We start from the raw sequence: 25,656 nt of genomic DNA on the forward strand, positions 1-25,656 counted from the left end.
ATGGAGGACGAGGCGCGGCGGGTGTTGGACGCGTCCGTCGAAAAGGTTTCCGACGAGCCTCTTCCCGGAAATCTCGCCGACGCGATCGCTTCGATCTTCGACCCGCTCGGGGGCGTCAATCTCGATATTCCTCCGCGCGAACCCATGAGGGAGCCGCCCGATTTCAGCGGCCCTGAACACGATCTCGATGATCATCCTCGACACGAACGTTCTGTCTGAGATCATGAGGCCGCCGGGCGAGCGGTCATCGGCGGTCTTCGAGTGGATGAGAGCGCGAAATCTCGCTGACCTGGCCACCACGTCGATCTCCGTGGCCGAGATCGCCGTGGGCGTGCACAAGATGCCCTCGGGTCGGAGGCGCGCCGAATTGGAGACGGGCGCAAGACGTCTGTTTTCGACCTTCTTCAGCGACCGGATTTTCTCGTTCGACGTGCCAGCGGCGGAGCGGTTCGGCCCGCTGCTCGCGGAGCGGCGCAGGAAAGGCCGGCACTTCCACGCGTTCGACTTTCAGATCCTGGCGATCGCGGCCAGTCGGGGCTGCGCCGTGGCGACGCGGAACACGCGGGACTTCGATCAAGTCGGCGTCGCGTTGATCAACCCCTGGGATCACCCGGCCGCATGACCCAAAAGCGTATCCTTCTCGTCATCGGCGGCGGCATCGCGGCCTACAAGTCGCTGGACCTGATCCGCGCCTGAAGGAGCGCGGCCATTCCGTTCGCGCGATCCTCACCAAGGCCGCGGCCGAGTTCGTGACGCCGCTCTCGGTCGCGACGCTCACCGGAGAGCGCTGCTTCGAGGAGCTGTTCGACCTCACCGACGAGCACGACGTCGGCCACATCCGGCTCGCCCGCGACGCCGACCTCGTGGTGGTGGCGCCGGCGACCGCAGATCTCCTCGCCAAGATGGCCAACGGGCTCGCCAACGACCTCGCCTCCACGGCGCTGCTCGCCACGACCGCGCCCGTCCTCGCGGCGCCCGCCATGAACCCGACCATGTGGGCCGCGCCCGCGACCCGCCGCAACGTCGAGCGCCTCACGGCCGACGGTGTCGCCTTCGTGGGGCCGGGCGAAGGGCTGATGGCCGAGCGCGGCGAAAGCGGCCTCGGGCGCATGAGCGAGCCGCTCGAGATCGTGGCGGCGGTCGAGGCGGCGCTTGGCGCGGCGGCGGCCTCCGGCCTCCTCGCGGGCAGGCGCGTCCTCGTCACCTCGGGCCCGACCCACGAGCCGATCGACCCAGTGCGGGTGCTGGCCAACCGCTCGTCGGGCCGCCAGGGCCACGCGATCGCGGCCGCGGCGGCGCGCGCGGGGGCGCAGGTGACGCTCGTCTCCGGACCGGTGGCGATCGCCGATCCCAAGGGGGTCAGCGTCGTGAAGGTCGAGAGCGCGCGCGAGATGCTGGCGGCGGTGGAGGCGGCCTTGTCGGACGGCCCGCCGGTCGATCTCGGCGTCTTCGCCGCAGCCGTCGCCGACTGGCGGGTCGAGGGCGCGGCCCAGAAGATCAAGAAGGGCGCGGGCGGTCCGCCGGCGCTCGCGCTCGTCGAGAACCCCGACATCCTCGCGAGCGTGGCGAAGGGGCCGCTGCGGCCGAAGCTGCTGGTGGGCTTTGCGGCCGAGACCGAGAACGTGATCGAGCACGCCAAGGCCAAGCTCGCGCGCAAGGGCTGCGACGTCATCGTCGCCAACGACGTGTCGCCGGAAAGCGGCGTCATGGGCGGCGTTCGGAACGCCGTCCATCTCGTGACCTCCGCGGGCGTCGAATCCTGGGAGCCGATGGACAAGGAGGCGGTCGCCGAGGCGCTCGCCGCGCGCTTCGCCGACATGCTGGAGACGCGCTCATGAGCGGTCCGTCCGTCGTGCCGCTCAACGTTCTCCGGCTTCCGCACGCCGAGGGCCTCGCCGTCCCGTCCTACGAGTCCGACGGCGCCGCCGGAATGGATCTCCGGGCCGCCGTTCCCGAAGATCACCCGATCATGATCGCGCCGGGCGGGCGCGCCCTTGTCCCGACCGGGTTGTCGCTCCAGTTCCCTTATGGCTACGAGGCCCAGGTCCGGCCTCGTTCAGGGCTTGCGCTCCGTCATGGCGTCACCGTGCTCAACTCGCCGGGAACCGTCGACGCCGACTATCGCGGCGAGGTCAAGGTCGTTCTCGTCAATCTCGGCGACGAACCCTTCGTCGTCGAGCGCGGCGCGCGCATCGCCCAGCTCGTCATGGCGGCGGTCGCGCGCGCCGAGATCGTCGAAGTCACGACGCTCGATCCCAGTCGCAGAGGGGCAGGCGGGTTCGGATCGACGGGGACGTAATGTTGAGGACCGCGATCGCGGGATGATCCGGAGATGAACCTGCTTCCTCGCCGCAGCCTTCTCGCTGTGGCGGCCGTCGTCGACATCGCCTACCACGCCCGGCCGACGCCGATCGCGGCGAAGACGCTGGCCGCCCGCCACGGCCTGCCGCCGCGCCATCTGGAGACGCTGCTGCAGGTGCTGGTGCGCGCCAACATTCTCAGGGGCGTGCGCGGTCCGCGCGGCGGCTACGAGCTCGCCCGAGCGCGCCGCCGCATCTCGATCGCCGACATCGTCCGCGCCGCCCTCGGCGAGGGCGACGACGGCCGGGACGATCTCAGGGAGCGGTCGACCGGCAGGTCTCCCCGCTCGTCTCCGACGTGGTGACGCCGATGATCCGATCGGCCTCGGAGGCGTTTCTCGAGCGCCTCGACGATATCTCCGTCGACGATCTCTGCGGCGAGGCCGAGCGCCGCTCCGTGTTCGGGGACGCGCGGCCGACCTACGATTTTACGATCTGACCACGTATTACATTGAATTTATCGACAGTCCCCTGTGGGTTTGTTAGCCTCGGGGCCGGAAAACCGAACGATCGCCCGGCGTCGCGCGACGACCGGAGCGCAAGGAGCTTCGCCATGAGCCAGCCGCACTCAAGCCGTCCGAGGACGCCGCCCGCGCGCCGGGCCGCGGCAAGGTCTACGACTCGATCACCGACACACGATCGGCGACACCCCGCTGGTGCGGCTCGACCGGCTGGCGGCCCACAAGGGCGTGAAGGCCAGCATCCTGGCCAAGCTCGAATTCTTCAACCGATCTCGTCGGTGAAGGACCGCATCGGCGTCGCCATGATCGACGCGCTCGAGCGCGACGGCGTGCTGAAGCCCGACAGCGTCCTGGTCGAGCCGACCTCGGGCAACACCGGCATCGCGCTCGCCTTCGTGGCGGCGGCGCGCGGCTATCGCCTCATCCTGGTGATGCCCGAGACCATGTCGATGGAGCGCCGCAAGATGCTGGCGCTGCTCGGCGCCGAGCTCGTGCTCACCGAAGGCCCGAAGGGCATGAAGGGCGCCGTGGCGCGCGCGCAGGAGCTCGTGAAGGAGATCCCGAACGCCGTCATCCCGCAGCAGTTCGAGAACGGCGAACCCGGACATCCACCGCCGCACCACCGCGGAGGAGATCTGGAACGACACGCAAGGGGCGGTCGACTACGTGATCTCGGGCGTCGGCACCGGCGGCACCATCACGGGCGTCGGCCAGGTGCTGAAAGCCAAGAAGGCCTCGGTGAAGATCGTCGCGGTGGAGCCGGAGGATTCTCCCGTGCTGTCGGGCGGCCAGCCCGGCCCGCATAAGATCCAGGGCATCGGCGCCGGCTTCGTGCCGGGCGTGCTCGACCGCGAGGTGATCGACGACGTCGTCACCGTCGGCAACCAGACCGCGTTCGAGACCGCGCGTCTCGTCGCGCGCCTCGAGGGCATCCCGGTCGGCATCTCGTCGGGGGCTGCGGTGGCGGCGGCGCTCGAGGTCGCGGCCCGTCCAGAAGCCGCCGGCAAGACCATCGTGGTCATCATCCCGAGCTTCGCCGAGCGCTATCTCTCGACCGCGCTGTTCGAGGGGCTGTAAGGCCCTTCGGCGCGAGGCCGGATGCGTTCGACCAGCGCCGTCAGGATGAGGGCCGCGATCGCGCCAGCCAGCATCGCGGGGGCCGCGTAGACGACGGCCTCCGCGATCGGCGTCCCTCTGGGCGCGTTCGCGTGGATGAGCGGGATCAGGAACAGACCCGTGGTCGCGGCGCCGAGGAAGGCCGCGACGGCGAGCCGGCCCAGAAGGCTGGCGACGCGCCGCGTCGCGACGATCATTCCGAGGCTGGCCAGAAGCTCCGGGACCAGTCCCGGGATGTGCGCGAAGGCGGCGAACGTCATTCCGCCCGAGAGGCCGGACGCGAGCGCGCTCGGCAACGGATTGTCCGGCCCGATGGCGGAGAGGCCGACCATCAATCCCAGCGCCAGACCGCCGATCGGCGGGCCGAGCACGACGCCCAGTGCGATCGCCGCGACGCCTTAGCCTCGGCGCGGCCGCCTGTTCCTGTTTTCGTCTGCGACCATGCCGCGGCATGCTGCGACGCCCATGGGCGAGGCGCAATCGGCGGGCGCGCAGGTGGTGAACGGTCCGTCAGGCCGTCGGCTGGCTTTCCCAGACCTCGCCGGGCTTCAGGGCGCGAAACCGCTCCGGCGCCATGCGTTTCGCCGCAAGCGTCGCGGCGAGCTGCTCGGCGGGGGCGTCGATCGCCTCGGCGGTGAGCTGGAACACGCCCCAGTGGCAGCCGATCGCGGCTTCCACGCCGAGCAGTTCGAGCGCGATGACGGCTTCCTCTGCGTTCATGTGCTGGTCGCGCATGAACCAGCGCGGCTCGTAGGCGCCGATCGGCAGGATCGCGAGCCGGAACGGCCCGTGCTCGGCGCGCGCGGCGCGGAAGGTCGCGCCCTTGGCGAGCGCGGTGTCGCCGGCGAAATAGACCCGCCCCGCCGGCCCGAGATCGAGCGCGTAGGCGCACCAGAGCGCCTTGCGCCGGTCCGTCACCCCGCGGGCCGACCAGTGATAGGCCGGCGCAAGCGTCGCCGAGACGCCCGGCGCGAGCTCGACGCGCGCGCCCAGTCATGGGCTTCGGCGCGGATCGCCGCGTCGTGGGCCTTCAGGATGGCGTCGTTGCCGAGCGGGACGACGACGCGGGGCGCGTCGCGGGCCGCGAGCCGCGAGAGCGTGTCGACGTCCATGTGGTCGTAGTGGTTGTGGCTAAGCAGCACGACGTCGATCTTCGGCAGCTCGTCGAACGCGATCCCGGGCGCCGTCACGCGCTTCGGACCGGCGAAGGAGACCGGCGAACAGCGCTCCGACCAGACCGGGTCGGTAAGGATGTTGAGCCCCGCGGCCTGGATCAGGTGGGTGGCGTGGCCGACGGCCGAGACCCCCGCAGCGCCGCGCCCTCGACCCGCTGCGGGGGCGGTCGAGCGTCCCGGGGCGGCTCTTCGGCCATTCGGCTTTCTTGGAGAACCAGACGCCGCGCATCATGTCGTCGAAGCTTTTCGACCAGCGATGATCGGGATTGAAGAAGCGCACGCCGTCGAAGTGGTCGGAGACCGGGCCGCCGTAATAGGGATTGCGATCCTTCGACCAGCTCCACCAGGCCGACCCGCCGAGGCCCGCAAGGCTCGGTAGCGCGACGAGTCCGAGGAACTTGCGGCGGGTCGGGCGGCTCCGGGGCGGCGGCGAGCGCGCGCTTGGCGCGCGTGACGGCGTGTTCGAGCTCCTGAAGGAAGCGCGACCGGTCCTTCGGCCCGAAGGCCCGCGGGCCTCCGGTGATCTCGCCGGTCTCGCGCAGGTGGGACATCAGCTCGCGGCTCGCAAGCGCGGCGCCGATCGAGTTCTCCGTGAAGGGGCGGCCCGTCGTCCCGATCGCCGCCGCTCCCTTGGCGAGCGCGCGGGCGGCGAGCGGAATGTCGGCCGTCACCACGACGTCGTGCGCGCCGATATGCTCGGCGATCCAGTCGTCGGCGGCGTCGGGCCCCTCCGGCACCAGCTGCAGCCGCACCTGGCCGCCGCGCGGCGTCGCCATGAACCGGTTCGCGACAAGCGTGACGGCCAGTCCATGACGCTCGGCGACGCGATAGACCTCGTCCTTCACGGGGCATGCGTCGGCGTCGACATAAAGATGCGGAGAGAGGAAGGCTCACGAGACGGCGGTCTTTCCTGGTGTTTTCCGCCCCAGTCATGGGGCGCCGGACAGGCGATGGCGAGGCGAAGCGCCGCCGCAGGTGCCGCAAAACGCACGCCGGAGATTGACTTCTCACGGCTTTGTCACGATCTTTGGGACCGACGCCGCCGGTTCACACCGTCGACGCGATGTGCGCCTCGTGTTCGCTCACGGGGTTTTTTTGCGTTGACGCCGGCCGTCGCCCCAAAGTCGTCTAGAGGAGAGAGCAGCCATTCGTCGTCCTATGAGGCCTGTCGCCCCGGTCCAGAAAGATGGACCCCGGGTCAACAAGGAGATCCGCGTCCTGGAAGTCCAGCTCATCAATGCTGATGGGCAGAATCTCGGTCCGACCAAGATCAACGACGCGCTGCAGGCGGCCGAGGACGCAGGCCTCGACCTTGTCGAGATCGCGCCGAACTCGGTCCCGCCGGTCTGCAAGCTGCTCGACTACGGCAAATACAAGTACCAGAACCAGAAGAAGGCCGCCGAGGCGCGTAAGAACCAGAAGATCGTCGAAGTCAAAGAGATCAAGATGCGTCCGAACATCGATGATCACGACTACGACGTGAAGATGAAGGCGATGCGCCGGTTCTTCGACGAAGGCGACAAGGTCAAGGTGACGCTGAGGTTCCGCGGCCGTGAGATGGCCCATCAGGATCTCGGGCTGAGGCTCCTCATGAAGGTGCGCGAAGAGGTCACCGAGATCGCCAAGGAGGAGAGCTCGCCGTCGCTCGAGGGCCGTCAGATGACCATGGTGCTGGCCCCTCGCTGACGCTTCACGGGCTTTCCCAATTCCGCCCGCGCCTTAACCCTTTCGGCAGCCCCGCGAAGGCGTCGAGCCTCGTCGGCGCCTTCGGCCATTGATCGGCCGCGGGCTCCGGTATAGTGCTTCGATTGGTCGCGGCGCCGTTCGTGTATTCGCCGCGCGGGGACGTCAGAGACGAGGATGCAGTTGAACGCCGACGCCACGCCGGGGATCGAAGCCCCCGCGCCGACCGGGGACATGACCCTTCTTATCGTGGACGACGACCGGGCCTTCGTGCAGCGCCTCGGTCGCGCCATGGAGGCCCGCGGCTACGCGGTCACCGTGGCCGAGAGCGTTCGCGAGGGGCTTGAAGCGGTCGACCGCTCTCCGCCGGCCTTCGCCGTGGTCGACATGGGCTCGGCGACGGGTCGGGCCTCGACGTCATCCAGGCGCTGAAGGGCCGCCGGCCCGACGCGCGCGGGATCGTGCTGACGGCTACGGCAACATCGCGACCGCGGTGACGGCCGTGAAGCTCGGCGCGGTCGACTATCTCGCCAAACCCGCCGACGCCGACGAGATACACAACGCGCTGATCGCCGGCGACCACAAGCCCGAGCCGCCCGAGGAATCCGATGTCGGCCGACCGGGTGCGCTGGGAGCACATCCAGCGGGTCTACGAGCTCTGCGGACGGAACGTCTCGGAGACCGCGCGGCGCCCTCAACATGCACCGCCGCACGCTCCAGCGCATCCTGGCGAAACGCGCGCCGCGCTGAGGCCGCCTCTCCGGAGCGGGCGCGCGATCCTCTCCGGTCGTCCCGGCTTGACCCGGGATCCAGAACCGATCCGGTTCGACAGGTTTGCGCAGGACGTCGGTTCTCGATCCCGGCTCTTCGGCCGGGATGACGGCTGAGGTTCGCGTGCGCTGCGCCGAGAGCGCGCCTCGCTGAGGCGGCGGCCTCTTCGGAGCGGGCGCGGGGCCCGCCCACGGTCATCCGGGCCTGACCCGGGATCCAGAACCGATCCGGTTCGACAGGTTTGCGCAGGACGTCGGTTCTGGATCCCGGCTCCTCGGCCGGGATGACGGCTGAGGTTCGCGCGGGCTACGCCGAGAACGCGCCGCGCTGAGGCCGCCTCTCCGGAGCGGGCGCGCGATCCTCTCCGGGTCATCCCGGGCCTGACCCGGGATCCAGAACCGATCCGGTTCGACAGGCTCGCGCAGGGCGTCGGCTCTGGATCCCGGCTCTTCGGCCGGGATGACGGACGGTGGTTCACGCATGCGCGCTGAGACGGCGTCTCGCGCTGAAGCGTCGGGTCCGGCGGGCAGCGCCCTCAGGCCGGGCGGCGGTAGATCCAGACGCGGGCCGGGGGCAGGTTCATCCACACGCGCGGCGAGCCCGCGGTCGTCGTCTCGCCGATGGCCTCGCGCGGGATCGGCGGCGTGAGGCCGTAGGTGAACTGGATGAACGGGGCCCCCGGCCTCGACATCCCGAAACACTGGTCGAGCAGGCTCACGCGCTGGCGCACGGGCTTGGTCAGCAGCGGCAGGCTGCAGACGGTGGCGGTCAGCGGCTGGTCGAGCTTGCCCGCAAGCGTCTTTGCGACCGCATAGGCGTCGCCGCGATGGACCGTGACGCCGGGAAAGCGCTTCTCCAGCAAGTCCGCGAACCCGTCGTTGAACTCGATCAGCACGAGGCGCTCGGGCGCGACGCCGCGCTCGAGCAGCGCCTCGGTGACGGGCCCGGTGCCGGGGCCGATCTCGAGCACGTAACCGGGCTCGGCCGGGTCGACATAGCGCGCCATCATGCGCGCCAGCGCCTTGCCCGAGGGGCTGACGGCGCCCGTGACCAGCGGCTTGTCGAACCAGGATTTTAGAAAACGCGCCTCGTCCGTGAAGTCGATGCGCTTGGCCTGACCGGGGGTCCGCCGGACGTTGCGTCGTGCGTGCTCGAGCATGGGCGGTTCAGAGAAATCCAACCGGCGGGGCTATGACATCTAGCGCGGCGCTTGCGTCATGGCGATGACCGCGCGGCAACACTTCGTGCGGCCGAACGTCCTCAGACGCCGCCGAAGAACTCTTTCACGCGGCTGAAGAATCCGCTGGTCTCGGGATGGTTGGCCTCCGACGACTCCTGCGCGAACTCCTCGAGCAGCTGCCGCTGGCGCGCGGTGAGGCGCTGGGGGATCTCCACCGTCGCCTGGATGTACATGTCGCCGAAGTCCTTGGTGCGCAGGATCGGCATGCCCTTGCCCTTGAGGCGGAACTGCATGCCGGTCTGTGCGCCCTCGGGGATCTTCACGCGCGTCCGGCCGCCGTCGATCGTCGGCGCCTCGAACGAGCCGCCGAGCGCGGCGGTCGTCATCGGGATCGGGGCGCGGCAGTAGAGGTCGGCGCCGTCGCGCTGGAACAGCGGGTGGGGGGCGATCGACAGGAAGATGTAGAGGTCGCCCGTCGGCCCACCGCGCAGGCCCGCTTCGCCCTCGCCGGCGAGGCGGATGCGGGTGCCGTCCTCGACGCCGGCCGGGATCGCGACCTCGAGCGTGCGCTCGCGGGTGACGCGTCCGGCCCCCGAACAGTCCGTGCAGGGATCGTCGATGATCTCGCCGCGGCCGTGGCAAGCCGGGCAGGTGCGCTCCATCAGGAAGAAGCCCTGGGACGAGCGCACCTTGCCGGCGCCGCCGCAGGTCGGGCACTGGCGGGGCTTGGAGCCGGCCTTGGCGCCGGCGCCCGAGCAGGCCTCGCACATGATGCTGGTCGGGATGCGGATCTGGGCGGTCTTGCCCGAAAACGCGTCCTCGAGCGTGATCTCCATGTTGTAGCGCAGGTCCGCGCCGCGCTCGCGGCCGCCGGACTGGCGCTGTCCGCCGCGCCCGCGCCCGTCGCCGAAGAAGCTCTCGAAGATGTCGGACATGAAGTCCGACATGTCGGGCCCGCCGCCGGGGCCGCGCCCGCCGCCCATGCCGCCGTTCTCGAAGGCGGCGTGGCCGAAGCGGTCATAGGCCGCGCGCTTCTGCGGATCCTTGAGCGTGTCGTAGGCGGCGTTCAGCTCCTTGAAGCGCGCCTCGGCGCCGGCGTCGCCCGGGTTGCGGTCCGGATGCCACCGCATCGCAGCCTTCCGATAGGCGGCCTTGAGCTCGCCGTCCGAGACGGTGCGCTCGACTTCAAGGGTTTCGTAGAAGCAGGTGCGGGACATAGCCGATCAAAGATTGTCTTCGGGCGCCAAGCCCGAACGTCTCGTCCGGGAACGAAACGCCCCCGCATCGCCATTCTACTGCGTCGCGGGGGCGTGGTCTGTGACGCGGCTGCGTCAGGCCGACTTCTTCTTGTCGTCGACTTCCTCGAAGTCGGCGTCGACGACGTCGTCCTTCTGGGCCTCGCCCTGAGCCGCGCCGGCGTCGTTCTGGCCCGTGGGGCCTTCGCCGGCTCCGGCGCCCTGGCTGTACATCGCCTCGCCGAGCTTCATCGAGGCCTGGGCCAGCGCGTTGGTCTTGGCCTGGATGGCCTCGACGTCCTCGCCGGAGAGCGCCTCCTTGAGCTCGACGACAGCGGCCTCGATGGCGGCCTTGTCGCCCGCCGGGGCCTTGTCGCCGAGATCGGCGAGCGACTTCTCGGAGGTGTGGATCAGCGCCTCGCCGTGGTTCTTGGCGTCGACCAGCGCGCGGCGCTTCTTGTCGGCCTCGGCGTTGGCCTCGGCGTCCTTCACCATCTTCTCGATGTCGGCGTCGGAGAGGCCGCCGGACGCCTGGATCCGGATCTGCTGCTCCTTGTTGGTCGCCTTGTCCTTGGCCGTCACGTTGACGATGCCGTTGGCGTCGATGTCGAACGTCACCTCGATCTGCGGCACGCCGCGCGGCGCGGCCGGAATGCCGACGAGGTCGAACTGGCCGAGCATCTTGTTGTCGGCCGCCATTTCGCGCTCGCCCTGGAACACGCGGATGGTCACCGCGTTCTGGCTGTCCTCGGCGGTCGAGAAGGTCTGGCTCTCTTGGTCGGGATCGTGGTGTTGCGGTCGATGAGGCGCGTGAACACGCCGCCGAGCGTCTCGATGCCGAGCGAGAGCGGGGTCACGTCGAGCAGCAGCACGTCCTTGACGTCGCCCTGCAGCACGCCGGCCTGGATCGCCGCGCCGATCGCCACGACCTCGTCCGGGTTGACGCCCTTGTGCGGCTCCTTGCCGAAGAACTGCTTCACGGCCTCGGTGACCTTCGGCATGCGCGTCATGCCGCCGACGAGCACGACCTCGTCGATCTGGCCGGCCGAGACGCCGGCGTCCTTCAGGGCCGCCTTGCAGGGCTCGATGGTGCGCTGGATCAGGTCGTCGACGAGGCTCTCGAACTTCGCCCGGGTGAGCTTGAGCGTGAGATGCTTCGGACCGGAGGCGTCGGCCGTGATGTAGGGCAGGTTGATGTCGGTCTGGGTCGCGGAGGACAGCTCGATCTTGGCCTTCTCGGCCGCTTCCTTCAGGCGCTGCAGCGCGAGCTTGTCGTTGCGCAGATCAATGCCCTGGTCGCGCTTGAACTCGTCGGCGAAGTAGCTGACGAGGCGCATGTCGAAGTCTTCGCCGCCGAGGAACGTGTCGCCGTTGGTCGACTTCACCTCGAACACGCCGTCGCCGATCTCGAGGATCGACACGTCGAACGTGCCGCCGCCGAGGTCGTAGACCGCGATGACGCCCGAGGACTTCTTGTCGAGGCCGTAGGCGAGCGCGGCCGCGGTCGGCTCGTTGATGATGCGCAGGACCTCGAGGCCCGCGATCTTGCCCGCGTCCTTGGTGGCCTGGCGCTGGCTGTCGTTGAAGTAGGCCGGGACGGTGATGACCGCCTGGTCGACCTTCTGGCCGAGATGGGCCTCGGCCGTCTCCTTCATCTTCTGCAGCGTGAAGGCGGAGATCTGGCTCGGCGAATAGGTCTTGCCGTCGGCCTCGAGCCAGGCGTCGCCGTTGTCGCCCTTCACGATCTTGTACGGGACGAGCTTCTTGTCCTTCTCGACCATCGGGTCGTCGAAGCGGCGGCCGATGAGGCGCTTCACCGCGAAGAAGGTCTTGTCGGGATTGGTCACCGCCTGGCGCTTGGCCGGCTGGCCGACGAGGCGCTCGCCGCCGTCCGCGAAGGCGACGATCGACGGCGTCGTGCGCGCGCCTTCAGAGTTTTCGATGACCTTGGGCGTCGAGCCGTCCATGACGGCGACGCAGGAGTTGGTGGTTCCGAGGTCGATCCCGATGACTTTTCCCATTAGCCCATACCCTTAAGTCGATGAAGCGGACCGGATGGCCCCGAAGCGGCCATGCGCAAAGGCTTCACTGCCCGTCACGCAACCCTTCGGTCCCTTGAATTCTCCGCGGTTTCCGCGGTTCGGCGGGTATATAAGGACGCCAAATTCCAGCCGCAAGTCAGGTGATGACGCCGGCGTGAGAGAGGATCCGCCGTTCACCATCCGCGCATGAAGACGAGCCTGCTCTTTGACAGCCGCAGGCGCGCACCGGCAATCTTCGTGAGCAGCTCCGTTTGACCCGAAAGCCAATGCGACGCCTCGACACACTCAATCTCGAAGGAGATGGCGACGACGTTCTTCTTGTGACCGAGGCCGAGGCTTTCTTCGCTATCCGGGTTTCGGACGACGAAGCGCGGAGCGTCGAGACAGTCGGCGAATACTCAGATCTCATCGCTGGCAAGCTGTCGGCGAGCGCGGACCGATCTACGGCCTGTTTTAGCCAAATCACGTTCCACCGGCTTCGCCGCGCGGCGGTGGATCTCGGCGTGGCGGAACGGCTGACGCCGCAGTCTCCGATATCCGTGTTCTTTTCAGATTGCGGAACGCGGGCTGCAATCCGCGCCAGATGGAAGGCTCTGGGCGAACGCTCGGAATTGGAACTGCCGAAGCTCTGCGCGCCCGGCGGAGATCGACCTTCGATTGCGGAAGCGAACCGGTCGCCTTGGATCTCCTGGATGCAAGTTGGAGTCCCAACGCTCGGCGTCACAGTGCTTTTTGGCCAGGTGATGAGCGGGGGCTACGCGATCGTCGCCGGGATCGTGGCCTTCGCTCTGTTCACGGTCGGTCGCGAAGTCTTCAAATTTGCGCGCCGGACGATACCCGAACGCATTCGGACCGTAGGCGACTTATGCGAAGAGGCCGCCGGCCATTCGTTCGATCGGCTTATGGCGGAGAAGGCGTCCTGCCATCCGAACGACGTTTGGTTCGCCGTCGTCGCCTTATGTCGACGCGAGACCGGCTTTCGCGACCCGATTCAACGAGAAAACGACCTTCTTCGCGACCAGTCCCGCAGTGCGCGTCGCGGACTGACCTTCGCATCACGTACCGTCAGTTTGCTCGAGATCGGCTTCAGCGACGCCGGTCTCCTTGGTGGCCTTAAGCGCCACCCGGCAGCCGGGCGCGAGGTCGCGCGACTGGCCGACGCCGAGACGGATGAACGTCGCGCTCTGGTCGGGCTTCAGCACCACCGCGCGCGACACCGGATAGACCTCGACGCCGTAGCGGCCGCCGCAGAGCGAAGCCGTCTCGTCGTGGCGCACGCCCACGAGCTTCGCGCCGCGCGTCGCCATGGTCCTGGCGGTGAGACTGGCGGCCATCTCGGCGGTCTCGCGGGCGCCGCGCGCCGCCTTGTCGAGCGCCGGGTCGGGACGGGCGACGGCGGTCGAGGGCCCTGAGGCCTGAGGAGCGGTCTCGGCGGCCATGGGAGCATTCTTGGGCTCGGCGAGCGGAGGCGGCGACGGCTCGGCCTGCATGGAGGCCGGCGCCGCGGGCGTCTCGCGGGGCGCTGCGGCCAGCCGCGTCGGCTCGGCGCTCGGCTCCGGGCTGGTCTCGGGCGCGGGTTTCGCCTCCTCCCGCTTCAGGAGGCCGGTGGCCGACTGGATGAAGTCGTAGGCGACGGTGTCGCGCGGCGCGCTCGCGATCTGGATCGCGGCATGGCCGAAATATCCCGCGATACCGACCGCGATGGTCCCGATCGCTCCGGCCTTCAGCGCGAACCAGCCGGACATCTTCTCTTCTGTCGACACGGGCTTTGATCTCCGGGGCGAAGACGGGACGCTTATTTATCGATCGAACACCGTCAGGCTCAAGAGATATCCGGAAACGCGCTCCCCAGGCCGTCGCGACGATAGGTCGGCCTTTGTCCAAATCCGTTACCGGTTGGTTTACCCCTCGGGCCGTTTCCGCTTTGCAAACTTGCCTAAAATCCTAATTTTCGGCCGACCAACGCATCCCGAAACCAACCGGAGGAGGAGGCCGACGTGACGCACGATCTACGCAACACGGCGATGTACGCCCTGGGACTTGGGTTCATGGCGCTCGCCTGGTCGAAGGACAAGCTGACCGGCTATTCGACCCCCAACACCGTCGCGTCCGACGATCTCGGCGGCCGCATCGACTATGTGCACGACGTCTTCGACAGCTGGCGGCGCTTCCTGCCGGACGACTTCGACCTGAGGGGCAAGGACGTGCTGGAGCTCTGCCCCGGCTCGTCGCGCGGCGCGGGCGTGCTGTTCCTCGCCCACGGCGCGCGCTCCTATCGCGCCGTCGACATCTTCCAGCTGGCCGCGCGCGAGACCGCCGACTTCCACGAGCTCGTGCTCGATTGCCTGCCCCAGGGCGACGCCCGGCCGGAGGACATCGAACGCGCGCGGCAGATCGTCCGCTCGCCCGGCTCGGACCTCTTCACCTACGCGACCGGCCGCGACTTCGACGTCGTGCGGCTCGCCGGCGGGCGCAGCTTCGACCTCATCGTGAGCTGCGCGGCCTTCGAGCATTACGACGACATCGAGAAGACCATCGCGGACTGCACCGAGGTCGCCCGGCCCGGCTGCCAGTCGGCCCACATCGTCGACTTCCAGACCCATTCGCGCTGGATCCGAGAGCACGACCCCAACAACATCTACCGCTATCCCGAAAGCCTCTACCGGCTGTTCTTCTTCCCCGGCCAGCCGAACCGGCGCCGCCCGAAGGACTATGAGCGCGCCTTCCGCGCAAACGGCTGGAGCGACGTCCACGTGTCGAAGTCGCGCGTCGTCGCGCCCGAACTCGTCGGGCCCTCGACCACCGGCCTCGCCGCGCCGTTCGACGCGCCCGACATGGACATGACGATGCTCGACGGCGTCGTCCTCGCCCGGCGGCCGAACTGAGCGCGGACCGTCTCGATCTGGGCGAGGGAGCGTTTCTGGCTCCCGGCTATCTCTCGGGCGAGCGCCAGGCCGCGCTCCTCGCCGAGCTTCGGGCGGCGCTCGAGGCGGCGCCGCTGTTCACGCCCGAAATGCCGCGCACCGGAAAGCCGTTTACGGTGCGCATGACCAATTTCGGCCCGCTCGGCTGGGTGTCGGACAAGGACGGCGGCTACCGCTATCAGCCTGCGCATCCCGTGACCGGCCGTCCGTGGCCCGCGATCCCCGAGACGCTCCTGCGCGCCTGGGAGGAGATCGGCGGCTATGCGCGTCCGCCCGAAGCCTGCCTCCTCAACTGGTACGCGCCCGGCGCGCGCATGGGCCTGCACCAGGACCGCGACGAAGACGATCTCGAGGCGCCCGTCGTCTCGCTCTCGCTCGGCGACACGGCGCTGTTCCGGATCGGCGGCGTGAAGCGCTCCGACCCGACCCGCTCGTTCCGCCTCGCCTCCGGCGACGCGATGGCGCTCGCGGGCGCGGCGCGGCTCGCCTTCCACGGCGTCGACCGGATCCTTTCCGGCACCTCGTCGCTGCTGCCGCAGGGCGGGCGGATCAACCTCACGCTGCGGCGGGTGAGCCGGTCCTGACCCCGTCAGCGCCGCGTCGAGCGGACGTCGCAGACGTAGCAGCCGTCGATCGACACCGCCGCGTCGCGCCTAGCGCCTGGCGCGGCGAACCTCGCCTCGCCCTCGCCGCGCTGGATCGTGATGGCGGCCGAGTGCTCCGCCATCGTGAACGAGATGCGCGAGCACTGCTCGGTCTGCGACGTGAACGAGATCTTCGAGCCGTCATAGGCGGCGGCGGCCTGGCAGAGCCCCACCCGGCGCGAGCAGTCGCAGTCTTCGGCAAGCGCGGAGGAGGCCGCGAAGAGCGCGGCGAGCGGCAGGGCCAAAGTGGCAGTCAGGCCGAAAGCAAAGGTTTCGGGCGAAGGGCGGCGCATCGGATCATCCCCTGCTGGCGGTCGGCCCCGAGCGATGGTGGGGCTTGGCGGGCGCGTGACCAGCCTCGCCAAGCGAAATCCGCGCCACGCGCGATGCGCGGCGGACCTGCCGGGATCTGGGGATAAAAGAGACGATGGTGCCCGGGGGCGGATTCGAACCACCGACACGCGGATTTTCAGTCCGCTGCTCTACCAACTGAGCTACCCGGGCGCGCGGGCCGGCCGCATGGGGCCGCCCGAAGCGGGCCGCTTATAGGGGCTGGCCCACGCACTGTCCAGCGGCATTCGGCGCCGCACGCGCCGCAATCGCGCGGGCCCGGCCGTAGGGCCGCCGAAAACCGCTCCCAAAGGCGTGTTCGAGCTTCTCCGCGTCCGGTGATACTGCTTGGGCCAAGCAGTGGGGGCTGTCGAAAAAGATGTCGATCGATCAATTCGTGCGCGCGGCGGGCGTCGCGTCTTCGCTCGTCTTCGCCATGGCGATTTCGGGGGCCGCCGCCGCCGAGGAACGCCCGCCCGCGGTGTTTCCGGGCGCGCCCGGCGCGATGTCGTCCGGAGGGCCGGCGGAGGCGCTGACGTCGCTTGCGCGGCGCAAGGGCCTCGTGCGGGTGATCGTCGGGCTCCGGACGCCGATGCGCTTCGAGGCGGCGATGTCCGAGCCCGAGATCGCGACGCAGCGCAAGCGGCTCCGCGAGACGCAGGACCGCGTCTCAGGCCGAGCGCTCGGGGCCGCGGCGTCGGCCGGCGCCGTGCGCTTCGATCACATCCCCTATCTCTCGACCCTGGGCGACGCCCGCCCAGCTGGAGCGCCTGCTCGCCGATCCGGAGGTCGCCAGCGTCCAGCACGACCGGCCCGTTCCGCCGGCGCTGAAGGACAGCACCAAGATTATCCACACCACCGACCTGTTCGAGAAGTTCATCGACGCGCTCGGGCGCACGGTCGCGGTGCTCGACACCGGCGTGGCGCTGAAGCACCCGATGCTCGAGGGCAAGATCGTCTCGCAGGCCTGCTACTCAACCAACGAGCCGGCCGAGACCGCGACCTCGATCTGCCCCGGCGGCGACCCTGAGGACACCGGCGAGAATTCGGGCCGCGCCTGCACGAGCGTGCCGGACGGCTGCGAGCACGGCACCCATGTGGCGTCGATCGCGGTCGGCGACGGTTCGCGCTTCGACGGGGTCGCGCGCGGCGCGAGCCTCATTCCGATCCAGATGTTCTCCCGCTTCACCGACTGCGGCGGCGGCCCGAGCCCCTGCATCTCGAGCTACACGACCGACCAGATCAAGGCGCTGGAGCGCGTCTTCAGGCTGCGCAACCGCTTCACCATCGACGTCGTCAACATGAGCGTCAGCGACGGCGCCCACGCCGCGAGCTGCGACGCCGTGAGCCCCGCGCTCAAGACCGCGATCGACAATCTGCGCAGCGCCGGCATCGCCACCGTGATCTCGTCCGGCAATGGCGGCCTGACCGGCAGGATCGGCTTCCCGGCCTGCATCTCGAGCGCGATCGCGGTCGGGAGCTCGACCAAGAAGGACGTGATCGCGTTCACCTCCAATCATTCTCCGCTGGTCAAGCTGCTGGCGCCGGGCGACCAGATCGAGGCCGCGGTCCCGCCGAAGGCCTTCGCGGTGCTGAGCGGCACCTCGATGGCGGCGCCCCATGTCGCAGGCGCCTTCGCGCTGATGCGCGACGCCCAGCCGGAGGCGAGCGTCGACGACATCGTCTCGGCGCTCGAATGCAGCGGCAAGACGCTGCACCAGCGCGACCAGGGCGGCGGCGCCGCGATCGGGATCTCGCCGCAACTGCCGCGGATCGACGTTCTGGGCGCGCGCGACTGGCTGCGTGGCAAGCCCAACACGAAGCGCGAATGGCTGTTCGAGCGCGCCGACGACGCCGGCGACTGGGCGCCCGTGCTGCAGGACTGGAAGGTGCGGCGCGGCTCCTACATGCTCGACATCACCGGTCCGGGCGCGGCCGCGACCGAGGTCGCCAACTGCAGCGGCTCGTTCACGGTCGAGGCCGCCATGCGACGCGTCGACCCGCAGGTCGACCGGTTCGCGAGCAGCGGCCTGTTCTTCAAGGCGAAGGTCAACCGCGCGACCAACGCCATCTCGGGCTACTTCGTCTCCTACAACAAATGCCCGACCAACGACGCCGGCGCCTGCACCACCGATCCGGAGGACAAGCCCGGCCAGCTGATCGTCGCCAAGATGGTCGACTTCAAGTTCGACGGGACCGGCGGCTCCGGCGCGTCGGTGTGCATCCGCAAGGCCAAGGTCAACGTCAACAAGGTCAACCTGCTGAAGGTCGTGACCAACGGCTCCAGCCACAGGGTCTTCATGAACGACGTGCAGGTCTGCGCCTTCGAGGACGCGACCTATTCGTCCGGGTCGATCGTCCTGGCGTCGTTCCGCAACGTGCCCGGCAGCGAGTTCCGGGTCGACGAGGTGAAGATCCGCTCGAACGACAAGGGGCCGGTCGAGTCGATCGGCGCGATGGCTGAGCCCGACTCCTACGCGCCCGACCTCATGGCCGGGAGCGCGTCGCTCTTCGGGCCGGATCCCGTTGCCTCCATGGCCGCGCGGTGAGCCTGCGGCTCAGACGAAGGCGAGGCCGACCGCGAGCGTGGCGAGGGTGAGCGGCGCGCCGACCTTGAGGTAGGGCCAGAACCCCACATGGACGCCGAGCGCCGCGCGCGCTCGGCCACGATCAGGTTCGCGACCGACCCGACCAGCGTGAGGTTGCCGGCGAGCGTCGACGACATCGCGACGACGAGCCAGGCGCGCTCAGGGTCGGTGAGCCGCTCCACGATCGGCTGGAGCACCAGCACCGCCGGCACGTTGCTGACGATGTTGGACAGCGCGGCCGAGACGAGCGTGAGCGGCGCCGGGCGTCCAGTGGAAGCCCGTCGACGACGGCGAGGACGTCGGGCGTCATCGCGATCTTGCGGAGCGCCGCGGTGACGACGAACAGGCCGCAGAACATCACGAGCAGCGGGAAGTCGATCTCGCGCCAGATCCGCGCGGGCTTCAGGCGCCGCGTGACGAGGAGAACGCCCGCGCCGACGATCGCCGCGCCCGCGACCGGCGCGCCCGCGAAGAAGGCCGCGATCATGGCGGCCGTGACGATGAGCGTCTTTGCGACGAGCGGCTTGTGGACGCGGGCGCGTCTGCGGCCAAGCGGGACGCTTCCAGCACCTCCCCCTTGCGGGGAGGGTGAGGGTGAGGGTGGTCCAGAATGAAGCTCCAAGCTTGCGCTTAGAGCGACGTCAGCCACGGAGCCTTTTCTGGAGCCAGCCCCACCCCCAACCCCTCCCCGCAAAGGGGAGGGGAGGGTGTCTGCGCTTCCGAAGAATTCGCGCCGGAACGCGAGCGCCACGAAGGCGACCACCAGCGCGAGGCCGATCGCAGCCACGGGGGCGAGCGTCGCGGCGAAGTCGACGTAAGGGATCTTCGACAGCGAGCCGATGATCATGTTCTGCGGATTGCCCGTGATCGTCGCGACGCTGCCGACGTTGGAGGCGGGTCGCGACGGCGATCGCGTAGGGAACCGGATCCCGCCTGAGCTTCAGCGCGAGCGTGACGACGAGCGGCGTCATCACGAGGCAGATCGTGTCGTTGACGAGAAAGGCCGACAGGACGCCGGTCGAGACCGTGACGGCGACGAGCAGCGGCAACGGCCGCGCGGCCCGCCGCGCCAGCGCCTCGCCCGCGAGGTCGAAGGCGCCGGCGAGCTTGAGATTGGCCGCCACGATCATCATGCCGAGCAGCAGCGCGATGGTGTGGTGGTCGATCGCCGCGAAGATCTCGTCGGCGTCGAGGACGCCGAGCGCGGCCATGAAGGCCGCGCCGGCGAGAGCCGCGCCCGCCCGGTCCATCCGCAGGCCCGGGGCGCGGCCGATCGCCATCACGAGATAGGTCGCGGCGAAGACCGCGACGGCGGCGACGGTGACGAAAGTGGGGTTCAAGGCGTCGCGTCCGGCGGCGCGCGAGGGCTTCGCGCGAAGATCGGCGTCTTAGCGCGGCCGGGGCGCGCTGGGGAGGGCGCCGTTCAGCGCGCCTTCCGGGCCACCGCCTCGATCTCGACGACGACGCGGGCGGTCGCGGTCCAGTGCGGCATGTGGCCGGCGTCCTTCAGAACCACGAGCCGCGAGCCGCGGACCTGGTGGTGCAGGGCCCGCGAGTGGAGCTCCGGCGAGACGATGTCGTCCTTGTCGGCCGTGACGATCGTGGTCGGAACCGGATCTCGCCGTAGCGCGGGGCCTGGCGCTTCAAGTACGCCTTCAGGTCGACGAGATCCTCGGCGTTCGCCTTGAACTCGGCCGGGCGCAGCAGGAGCATCGCGTCGGTCCGCTCGATGTAGCGGGGCGGCGGGGTCTTGGGGCGGAACGTCGAGGCGACGCCCTCGGCGAACTTGCCGCGGCCGACCGGCCCGACGAGCGTCGCGTTGAACAGGTCGCCGATCAGCGGCGTCGCCACGATCTCGTTGTACCAGGCGGCGCCGCCCGGATAGGGGGTGGGTCGCGCCGGACAGCGTCACGAGGCCCGCCACGCGGGTCGGATGATCGAGCGCGAGATTTGTGGCGAGCGCGCCGGACCAGGAATGGCCGACCGCCACCACGCGCGCCACGCCGAGACGGTCGAGCGCCTCGACGATCGCGTCGGCCTGAAGCGCGGGCGAGGCCATGGCGCGGCCGCCCAGCCTGTCGCTGCCGCCATGGCCGGGGCGGTCGACGAGAATCACCCGATGGCGGCGGGCGAGCCGCCGGCCGATCGAAAGCTCCATGTCGCGCAGGTTTCCGCTCGCGCCGTGAAGCAGAAGAATCGGCGGTCCGCTCCCTGCGGCCCGAGCGTCACCACGTGGAGCCGGCCGCCGCGGACCTCGACATAGGCGCCGCCGGTCCGCGTGGGCGCAGCCGCGGGCTTCTGCGCGGCGGAGGCCAGCGCCGCGACGCCGAGCACCAGTCCCGCCACGGCGAAGGCGCCGAGGGCCAGGCGGATCAAATGGGCTGGCCTTCGACCTTCAGCGCGAGCTCGTCGACCTGCTTCTTGAGGTTCTCGACCGCCGGGTAGATCTCCAGCGCCTTGCGGTAGGCCGCGAGCGCCTTTGCGTCGAAGCCGGCGTCTGACAGGATGCGGCCGAGCCCGATCCAGGCGCCGAAATGGCGCGGTTCGCGGATCAGCACCTCGTGGATGTCGGCCATCGCCTCGTCGTAGTCCTTGGCGACGTAGCGCAGCGTCGCGCGCCGGTTCCAGCCCTCGACGAAATCGGGCCTCAGGCTCACGACCTCGTCCATCAGCTTGATCGCGACGTCGAGCTTCTGGGCGCGCTGGGCTTCGCCCGCGCGTGACGTCAGAAGGTCGACCGTGTCGCTGCCCGAGCGCAGCCACAGCGCCTGCACGGCGGCGGCGATGCGTTTGGCCGACGTTGCGTCCTCGGTCTTGGCGAGGCGGCCAAGGAGATCGTCGGCGGCCTTGCGGCGGGTGTCCGGATCCTCGAGCGACTTCGCCGGTGCGGAGGGGCCGGTCACGTCGGCGGACGGCGGCGCAGGCGGCGTCTGCGCCGCGGCGGCGGAGGCCATGAGAAGCGCGAGGGCGGCGGAGACGGCGCGGATCATGGACGCGAGCTTAGCGCCGCGGTCGCCGAGATCAAATGCGCGCATGACAAAACCGCCGGAGCGGGGAGCGCCGGCGGCGACGTCAGGTCAGGCTTGCAGAACGTGGGCCGGGGCCCGCGCGGCTCAGCCCTGGCGGGCCTTGTAGCGCTTCTGCGTCTTGTTGATGATGTAGACGCGGCCCTTGCGGCGCACGATGCGGTTGTCGCGGTGACGGTTGCGCAGCGACTTCAGCGAGTTGCGGATCTTCATCGGTCTTCGTCCCGGAAACGTCGCCGCGCATCGCGCGCGGCCCGCGTTCCGCCTGTTCGAAATGTCGTGAACGAGCCCGGCTGTCGGCTGGCCCGCCGGTTCGGTGCGCCTTCTAGTCAAAGCTTGCCCATTTGGCAAGGCGCAAGCGCTCAACTGCCATGCGCCGTGTCGCTTGAAGGACGCGTGGGCGCAGACCATCTTAAGCCTCGGCCGGAGAGTCCGGCCTCCCAAGCGGAGCGCTTTGTTTACGAGGCTCCGTCAAAGTCGCTTCAAGGCGAGGACTTTGAACGATGTCGCGTCTGACAAGTTTGCAGAGCCCGTTCCTGCTGGGCTTCGACGGCCTCGAGCGTGCGCTCGACCGCGTGGCCAAGAGCGCCGACGGCTATCCCCCCTACAACATCGAGCGGCTCGCGCCGGTCGACGGGGAGCCCGAACGCCTCAGGATCACGCTCGCGGTCGCGGGGTTCGCCCCCGACCAGATCGAGGTCACGCTCGAAAAGAACGAGCTCGTCATCCGCGGCCGGCCGCAGGCCGAGCAATCCGACGACCGGATCTTCCTCCATCGCGGCATCGCGGCGCGCCAGTTCACGCGCGCCTTCGTGCTCGCGGAGGGCATGGAGGTTCTCGGCGCGGATCTTGCGATGGGCCTGCTGGTCGTCGATCTCGTCCGGCCGGAACCGAAGTCGTCGGTTCGGCGTATCGCAATAAAGGCGCGGGACGACAGCCGCCGTCTGGCGGAGAAGGAGTAAGTCATGGTGCGCGAAAATCTGGAAGGTGCGACGCGGCGGATCCTCAGCGCCGCCGAGTTCGCGGCGATCGGCGACGGTCACATCGCTTATGTGAAGCCGATCCTGTCGGATGAGCTCAACGCCCTGTTTCCGCAGGCGCCGGAGCTTGAGCCCGGGCTAGAGCTCTACGCGCTGCTCGGCGCCGACGGCTCCCCGATCGTGGTGGCGGACACCCGCGAGGCCCTGATCGAGAGCGCGCGCGAGCACGAACTCGTCACCGTCAGCGTCCACTGAAGGACACGTCCCGGGCCGCGTCCTGCACGCGGCTTGGGTGCCTGAACCTGGGCGCCGAAATTTGAGGCGTCGGCGTCAGGCCGCGGTCGACGCGGCCTGTTGCGCGAGCACCGCGTAGAGCGCGCTCGCATCTCTCGAGGTCCGCAGCTTCTGCGCCGTCAGGGGATCGCGCAGTACGCGCGCGACGCGCGCGAGCGCCTTGAGGTGGTCCGCGCCCGCCGTTTCCGGCGCGAGCAGCAGGAACACGAGATCCACCGGCTCGCCGTCGAGCGCGTCGAAATCGATCGGCCGGTCGAGCCGCGCGAACAATCCGAACAGGTGGTCGAACTTCGGCATCTTGCCGTGCGGGATCGCGATCCCCGAGCCCACGCCCGTGGAGCCGAGCCGCTCACGCTGCAGCAGCGTGTCGAACACGTCGCGCTCGGCGAGGCCCGTGAGCTCGGCGGCGCGGGCCGCGAGCTCCTGGATCGCCTGCTTCTTCGAATTGACCTTGAGCGCCGGCAGAATGGCGTTCGGAGCCACCAGATCGCTGAGAGGCATCAGTCTTTCAGACCTTCGTGAGCGCGCGCCGAGGGGCGAACGGCCGTTGGTACGAAGTCAGGGCCCGAAGGCCCTGCGTTTCGTTCTCAGTGGCCGTTCTGGCCGCTCTGCGAGGGCGGGTCTATCCAGCCGACATTTCCGTCCGAACGCCTGTACACGATGTTCACGCGGCCGTGGCTCGCGTGGCGGAACACCACGGGAGCCCCGGTCAGGTCGAGCTCCATCACCGCGAAACCCACAGTCATCGTGCGCAGCGGCTTGGTCGACTCCGCCACGATCGCCGGGCTCCAGCCGCCCGGCTCCTCGACCTCGTCGTCGCCGGGCGTCTCGATGACCGAATAGGCCAGCGGGTCGCCGTCGCCTTCGCCGTGATGATGGTCGCGAAGCTTGTTCTTGTAACGCTTGAGACGGGTCTCGATGCGCACGGCCGCCTGATCGAAGCTGGCGTAGGCGTCGCCCGCCGCGCCCGCCGCCTGAAGCACGATGCCGCTGTCGAGATGGATCGAGCATTCGGTGCGGAAGCCCGCGCCGTCCTTCGACACGGTGACATGTCCGGAAAAGCCGCCGCCGAAATATTTGGCCATGGCGTCCGAGATCCGGTCGTCGACCTGTCCGCGAAGCGCTTCGCCGATGTCGAGGTTCTTGCCGGATACGCGCAAGCCCATGAAGTCCGCTCCGCAGTTGGTTTCGGAAAGACCGGCCGCGCGACGGATCGGGGGGCGCGGTTCCTCGAAGGGATTGAGGTGAGTGGTAGGGTCGCGCGTATCCGAAGTCAACGGAACGGGGTCGGGCGGGCGGTCCCGCCCCCGCCCCTCAGGCCGGCCGATGGGCCGATTGCTTCTCCCGCCGGCGCTGCACCGAGGAGGGGATTCGCAGGCCCTCGCGGTATTTGGCGACGGTGCGGCGGGCGATCTCGACGCCGCTGTCGTGGAGGCGCTTCACGATGGTGTCGTCGGACAGGATGTCGTCGGGGCTCTCGGCGTCGATCATCGCGCGGATGCGGTGGCGCACGGCCTCCGCCGAGTGGGCGTCGCCGCCGTCGGCCGATGCGATCGCGGCCGTGAAAAAGTATTTGAGCTCGAACACGCCGCGGGGCGTCGCGACGTATTTGTTGGCGGTCACGCGCGAGACCGTCGATTCGTGCATGCCGATCGCGTCGGCGATCATCCGCAGGTTCAGCGGCTTCAGATGCGCCACGCCATAGGCGAGGAACCCGTCCTGCTGGCGCACGATTTCGGTGGCGACCTTCAGGATCGTGCGCGCCCGCTGCTCGAGGCTGCGGGTCAGCCAGTTGGCGGTCTGGAGGCACTCGGTGAGGAAGGTCTTCTCGGTGTCGCTCTTCGCCGAGCGCGCGACCTTGGCGTAGTAGGTCTGGTTCACGAGCACGCGCGGCAGGCTGTCGGCGACGAGCTCGACGATCCAGGAGCCGTCGGGCGCGGCGCGCACCGTCACGTCCGGCGCGACCGCCTGCACCACCTCGGAGCCGAAGGCGTGGCCGGGCTTGGGATCGAGGCGGCGGATCTCGTCGAGCATGTCGGCGAGATCCTCGGCGTCGACGCCGCAGAGCTTGCGAAGGCTCGCAAGATCCCGCCGCGCGACGAGTTCGAGATTGTCGACCAGCGCCTGCATCGCGGGATCGAAGCGATTCAGCTCGCGCAGCTGGATCGCGAGGCATTCGGACAGAGACCGGGCGCCGATCCCGGTCGGCTCGAAGGTCTGGATCACGCCGAGAACCCGCTCGACGCGGTCGAGCGGGGCGCCGAGGCGCTCCGCGATGTCGTCCAGCGGCTCGCGCAGATAGCCGGCGGCGTCGATCAGGTCGACGAGGTGCTGGCCGATCGCCCGGTCGGTCGGGTCGCCGACCGCGAGCATGAGCTGGCGCTCGAGATGGTCGCCGAGCGTCGGCCGCTCCGCCACATAGGCTTCGAGGTCCGCGCCTTCGCCCGCAGACGCGCTTCCCGCGCCCATGCCCGACCAGTCGCCGGGTTCGGGCCGTTCGGCCGCGGGCGCGCGCTCGGCCGCCTGCGGGGCGTCGTCGGGAAATACGTTTCCGAAATCGGTGCCGAGCCGCGACTCGATCTCCGCGCGGGAGCCCGGCGCAGGGTCTTCCCAGGCGGCGGGCTCAGGGGCCTCCTCGCCGCGCACGGGAGCCTCAGGGGCCTGCTCGTGGCGTTCGAGCAGCGGGTTCTGCTCGAGCTCCTTGTCGACATAGGCGGCGAGGTCGAGGCTCGACAGCTGCAGCAGCTTGATGGCCTGCATCAGCTGCGGCGTCATCACCAGCGACTGCGACTGGCGAAGGACGAGCTTCGGGGTCAGGGCCATCGTGCGCAGGCCATGGGCGGCGAG

25 protein-coding genes, 1 tRNA gene and 8 pseudogenes are annotated in these 25,656 nt (G+C 69.4%); 14 read left to right on the forward strand and 20 right to left on the reverse strand.

The window, feature by feature from the left end; all coding sequences use genetic code 11:
- From K6K41_RS14965 to cysK, 7 genes and pseudogenes are all read left to right on the forward strand, one after another.
- Nucleotides 1-219, forward strand: a complete 219-nt coding sequence (locus K6K41_RS14965; RefSeq protein ID WP_428978620.1) for a hypothetical protein — start codon at nucleotides 1-3, stop codon at nucleotides 217-219.
- Nucleotides 188-622: a type II toxin-antitoxin system VapC family toxin gene (locus K6K41_RS14970; RefSeq protein WP_261401197.1), complete on the forward strand. Its 435-nt coding sequence runs from the start codon at nucleotides 188-190 to the stop codon at nucleotides 620-622. Before K6K41_RS14965 ends, K6K41_RS14970 begins: the two co-directional genes overlap by 32 nt.
- Nucleotides 619-1,838: pseudogene (gene coaBC / locus K6K41_RS14975) on the forward strand (bifunctional phosphopantothenoylcysteine decarboxylase/phosphopantothenate--cysteine ligase CoaBC). Before K6K41_RS14970 ends, coaBC begins: the two are co-directional and overlap by 4 nt.
- Nucleotides 1,835-2,299, forward strand: coding sequence for a dUTP diphosphatase (dut, locus tag K6K41_RS14980; protein ID WP_261401198.1), 465 nt, complete (start codon nucleotides 1,835-1,837; stop codon nucleotides 2,297-2,299). The pseudogene coaBC and the gene dut overlap by 4 nt, the downstream one beginning before the upstream one ends.
- Nucleotides 2,300-2,332: 33 nt before the next feature.
- Complete coding sequence (locus K6K41_RS14985) at nucleotides 2,333-2,665, forward strand: RrF2 family transcriptional regulator (protein WP_261401199.1); 333 nt, start codon at nucleotides 2,333-2,335, stop codon at nucleotides 2,663-2,665.
- Between the two features lie 5 nt (nucleotides 2,666-2,670).
- Nucleotides 2,671-2,799 (forward strand): hypothetical protein, encoded by a 129-nt coding sequence (locus tag K6K41_RS14990; protein ID WP_261401200.1) that lies wholly within the window; start codon nucleotides 2,671-2,673, stop codon nucleotides 2,797-2,799.
- Between the two features lie 185 nt (nucleotides 2,800-2,984).
- Nucleotides 2,985-3,898 (forward strand): annotated as a pseudogene (cysK, locus tag K6K41_RS14995) (cysteine synthase A).
- Here the strand turns inward: cysK and K6K41_RS15000 are convergent.
- The 3 genes and pseudogenes from K6K41_RS15000 to K6K41_RS15010 form a co-directional block, all read right to left on the reverse strand.
- Nucleotides 3,865-4,308, reverse strand: a complete 444-nt coding sequence (locus K6K41_RS15000; protein ID WP_261401201.1) for a hypothetical protein — start codon at nucleotides 4,306-4,308, stop codon at nucleotides 3,865-3,867. The pseudogene cysK and the gene K6K41_RS15000 overlap by 34 nt on opposite strands.
- Before the next feature lie 139 nt (nucleotides 4,309-4,447).
- Nucleotides 4,448-5,392 (reverse strand): annotated as a pseudogene (locus tag K6K41_RS15005) (MBL fold metallo-hydrolase).
- A gap of 145 nt (nucleotides 5,393-5,537) precedes the next feature.
- A pseudogene (locus tag K6K41_RS15010) lies at nucleotides 5,538-5,957 on the reverse strand (YaiI/YqxD family protein); the annotation flags it as partial.
- A gap of 301 nt (nucleotides 5,958-6,258) precedes the next feature.
- Between K6K41_RS15010 and infC the strand changes: the two are divergent.
- A complete protein-coding gene (gene infC, locus K6K41_RS15015; RefSeq protein WP_261405745.1) occupies nucleotides 6,259-6,798 on the forward strand; it encodes a translation initiation factor IF-3 in 540 nt (179 codons plus the stop codon).
- A gap of 228 nt (nucleotides 6,799-7,026) precedes the next feature.
- A pseudogene (locus tag K6K41_RS15020) lies at nucleotides 7,027-7,545 on the forward strand (ActR/PrrA/RegA family redox response regulator transcription factor); the annotation flags it as partial.
- A 556-nt stretch (nucleotides 7,546-8,101) separates the two neighbouring features.
- On the opposite strand, the gene K6K41_RS15025 reads toward K6K41_RS15020, so the two are convergent.
- From K6K41_RS15025 to K6K41_RS15040, 4 genes and pseudogenes are all read right to left on the reverse strand, one after another.
- The gene (locus K6K41_RS15025) at nucleotides 8,102-8,725 is read right to left on the reverse strand and encodes a class I SAM-dependent methyltransferase (protein WP_261401202.1); all 624 of its coding nucleotides are present in this window, start codon (nucleotides 8,723-8,725) and stop codon (nucleotides 8,102-8,104) included.
- A 101-nt stretch (nucleotides 8,726-8,826) separates the two neighbouring features.
- Nucleotides 8,827-9,963: a molecular chaperone DnaJ gene (gene dnaJ / locus K6K41_RS15030; RefSeq protein ID WP_261401203.1), complete on the reverse strand. Its 1,137-nt coding sequence runs from the start codon at nucleotides 9,961-9,963 to the stop codon at nucleotides 8,827-8,829.
- Nucleotides 9,964-10,077: 114 nt separating this feature from the next.
- Nucleotides 10,078-12,002, reverse strand: a pseudogene (dnaK, locus tag K6K41_RS15035) (molecular chaperone DnaK).
- A 1,076-nt stretch (nucleotides 12,003-13,078) separates the two neighbouring features.
- Complete coding sequence (locus K6K41_RS15040; RefSeq protein ID WP_261401204.1) at nucleotides 13,079-13,786, reverse strand: hypothetical protein; 708 nt, start codon at nucleotides 13,784-13,786, stop codon at nucleotides 13,079-13,081.
- Between the two features lie 234 nt (nucleotides 13,787-14,020).
- On the opposite strand from K6K41_RS15040, the gene K6K41_RS15045 reads away from it, so the two are divergent.
- Nucleotides 14,021-14,908, forward strand: a complete 888-nt coding sequence (locus K6K41_RS15045; RefSeq protein ID WP_261401205.1) for a methyltransferase domain-containing protein — start codon at nucleotides 14,021-14,023, stop codon at nucleotides 14,906-14,908.
- A gap of 17 nt (nucleotides 14,909-14,925) precedes the next feature.
- Complete coding sequence (locus K6K41_RS15050) at nucleotides 14,926-15,531, forward strand: alpha-ketoglutarate-dependent dioxygenase AlkB (RefSeq protein ID WP_261405746.1); 606 nt, start codon at nucleotides 14,926-14,928, stop codon at nucleotides 15,529-15,531.
- 5 nt (nucleotides 15,532-15,536) lie between these two features.
- Here K6K41_RS15050 and K6K41_RS15055 read toward each other — a convergent pair whose 3' ends face one another.
- The 3 genes from K6K41_RS15055 to K6K41_RS15065 all read right to left on the reverse strand — a co-directional run bounded on the left by K6K41_RS15055 (nucleotide 15,537) and on the right by K6K41_RS15065 (nucleotide 16,563).
- Nucleotides 15,537-15,884 carry a hypothetical protein gene (locus K6K41_RS15055; RefSeq protein ID WP_261401206.1) on the reverse strand — a complete coding sequence of 116 codons (348 nt, stop codon included), beginning with the start codon at nucleotides 15,882-15,884 and terminating at the stop codon, nucleotides 15,537-15,539.
- A 135-nt stretch (nucleotides 15,885-16,019) separates the two neighbouring features.
- Nucleotides 16,020-16,095: transfer RNA gene (locus K6K41_RS15060), tRNA-Phe, on the reverse strand.
- A 216-nt stretch (nucleotides 16,096-16,311) separates the two neighbouring features.
- On the reverse strand, nucleotides 16,312-16,563 hold the full coding sequence (locus K6K41_RS15065; protein ID WP_261401207.1) for a hypothetical protein: 252 nt from the start codon (nucleotides 16,561-16,563) through the stop codon (nucleotides 16,312-16,314).
- A 263-nt stretch (nucleotides 16,564-16,826) separates the two neighbouring features.
- Here K6K41_RS15065 and K6K41_RS15070 point away from each other — a divergent pair, with 263 nt between their 5' ends.
- On the forward strand, nucleotides 16,827-18,470 hold the full coding sequence (locus K6K41_RS15070) for a S8 family peptidase (RefSeq protein ID WP_261401208.1): 1,644 nt from the start codon (nucleotides 16,827-16,829) through the stop codon (nucleotides 18,468-18,470).
- Here the strand turns inward: K6K41_RS15070 and K6K41_RS30485 are convergent.
- The 7 genes and pseudogenes from K6K41_RS30485 to ykgO form a co-directional block, all read right to left on the reverse strand.
- Nucleotides 18,395-18,721 (reverse strand): hypothetical protein, encoded by a 327-nt coding sequence (locus K6K41_RS30485; protein ID WP_428978526.1) that lies wholly within the window; start codon nucleotides 18,719-18,721, stop codon nucleotides 18,395-18,397. The genes K6K41_RS15070 and K6K41_RS30485 overlap by 76 nt on opposite strands.
- 146 nt (nucleotides 18,722-18,867) lie before the next feature.
- Nucleotides 18,868-19,356, reverse strand: a pseudogene (locus K6K41_RS30490) (SLC13 family permease); the annotation flags it as partial.
- Nucleotides 19,357-19,468: 112 nt separating this feature from the next.
- Nucleotides 19,469-19,789 (reverse strand): annotated as a pseudogene (locus tag K6K41_RS30495) (SLC13 family permease); the annotation flags it as partial.
- 143 nt (nucleotides 19,790-19,932) lie between these two features.
- Nucleotides 19,933-20,667 (reverse strand): alpha/beta fold hydrolase, encoded by a 735-nt coding sequence (locus tag K6K41_RS15090; RefSeq protein ID WP_261401211.1) that lies wholly within the window; start codon nucleotides 20,665-20,667, stop codon nucleotides 19,933-19,935.
- Nucleotides 20,622-20,885, reverse strand: a complete 264-nt coding sequence (locus tag K6K41_RS15095) for a hypothetical protein (protein ID WP_261401212.1) — start codon at nucleotides 20,883-20,885, stop codon at nucleotides 20,622-20,624. Before K6K41_RS15095 ends, K6K41_RS15090 begins: the two co-directional genes overlap by 46 nt.
- Complete coding sequence (locus K6K41_RS15100) at nucleotides 20,882-21,499, reverse strand: tetratricopeptide repeat protein (RefSeq protein WP_261401213.1); 618 nt, start codon at nucleotides 21,497-21,499, stop codon at nucleotides 20,882-20,884. The genes K6K41_RS15095 and K6K41_RS15100 overlap by 4 nt, the downstream gene beginning before the upstream one ends.
- Nucleotides 21,500-21,622: 123 nt before the next feature.
- Nucleotides 21,623-21,748, reverse strand: a complete 126-nt coding sequence (gene ykgO / locus K6K41_RS15105) for a type B 50S ribosomal protein L36 (protein ID WP_020186918.1) — start codon at nucleotides 21,746-21,748, stop codon at nucleotides 21,623-21,625.
- A 290-nt stretch (nucleotides 21,749-22,038) separates the two neighbouring features.
- Here ykgO and K6K41_RS15110 point away from each other — a divergent pair, with 290 nt between their 5' ends.
- Both K6K41_RS15110 and K6K41_RS15115 read left to right on the forward strand, forming a co-directional pair.
- Nucleotides 22,039-22,497: an Hsp20 family protein gene (locus K6K41_RS15110; protein ID WP_261401214.1), complete on the forward strand. Its 459-nt coding sequence runs from the start codon at nucleotides 22,039-22,041 to the stop codon at nucleotides 22,495-22,497.
- Nucleotides 22,498-22,500: 3 nt separating this feature from the next.
- A complete protein-coding gene (locus K6K41_RS15115) occupies nucleotides 22,501-22,770 on the forward strand; it encodes a BQ00720 family protein (RefSeq protein WP_261401215.1) in 270 nt (89 codons plus the stop codon).
- 75 nt (nucleotides 22,771-22,845) lie between these two features.
- Here K6K41_RS15115 and ptsN read toward each other — a convergent pair whose 3' ends face one another.
- The 3 genes from ptsN to rpoN form a co-directional block, all read right to left on the reverse strand.
- A complete protein-coding gene (gene ptsN, locus K6K41_RS15120) occupies nucleotides 22,846-23,310 on the reverse strand; it encodes a PTS IIA-like nitrogen regulatory protein PtsN (RefSeq protein ID WP_261401216.1) in 465 nt (154 codons plus the stop codon).
- 86 nt (nucleotides 23,311-23,396) lie between these two features.
- Nucleotides 23,397-23,975 carry a ribosome hibernation-promoting factor, HPF/YfiA family gene (gene hpf, locus K6K41_RS15125; protein WP_261401217.1) on the reverse strand — a complete coding sequence of 193 codons (579 nt, stop codon included), beginning with the start codon at nucleotides 23,973-23,975 and terminating at the stop codon, nucleotides 23,397-23,399.
- A 148-nt stretch (nucleotides 23,976-24,123) separates the two neighbouring features.
- Nucleotides 24,124-25,632, reverse strand: coding sequence for an RNA polymerase factor sigma-54 (gene rpoN / locus K6K41_RS15130; protein ID WP_261401218.1), 1,509 nt, complete (start codon nucleotides 25,630-25,632; stop codon nucleotides 24,124-24,126).
- Nucleotides 25,633-25,656: the final 24 nt, after the last annotated feature.

The sequence above is a fragment of the Chenggangzhangella methanolivorans genome (assembly GCF_019797865.1).
Lineage (GTDB): Bacteria > Pseudomonadota > Alphaproteobacteria > Rhizobiales > Methylopilaceae > Methylopila > Methylopila methanolivorans.